This is a genomic window from Mesorhizobium sp. M1A.T.Ca.IN.004.03.1.1, from assembly GCF_003997555.1.
Taxonomy (GTDB): Bacteria; Pseudomonadota; Alphaproteobacteria; order Rhizobiales; family Rhizobiaceae; genus Mesorhizobium.
Genome location: NZ_RZTV01000552.1, coordinates 1 through 260, shown reverse-complemented (window position 1 = coordinate 260; position 260 = coordinate 1). Strand labels below are relative to the sequence as shown.

At 61.2% G+C, this 260-nt stretch carries 2 pseudogenes; one reads left to right on the top strand and one right to left on the bottom strand.

Going from position 1 to position 260, the window contains the following annotated elements:
• A pseudogene (locus EOD29_RS32845) lies at positions 1–126 on the top strand (exodeoxyribonuclease III); the annotation flags it as partial.
• A gap of 6 nt (positions 127–132) precedes the next feature.
• On the opposite strand, the pseudogene EOD29_RS32840 reads toward EOD29_RS32845, so the two are convergent.
• Positions 133–260 (bottom strand): annotated as a pseudogene (locus tag EOD29_RS32840) (protein kinase); the annotation flags it as partial.

Here is a 260-nt window from a genome sequence, read left to right as displayed (position 1 = left end):
CTCGACCATATCTGGTCGTCATCGGATCTCGGGCCGCATCTCCAGCGGATCGAGATCCTGAAGGAGGCGCGCGGCTGGGATCGGCCGTCGGACCATGTGCCGGTGACAGCGCATTTCGACTTCTGACAAGGTTCAGCTGAATCGATGGAACTGGCTTGCCGCCTTGGCTGCAAGTTCGGCGAGGTTGTCGCGGATGCGGTTTTCGATCAGACGGGCCGCATCGGGATATTCCTCGAGCAGTCGATGGAAGAGGGCGCGAG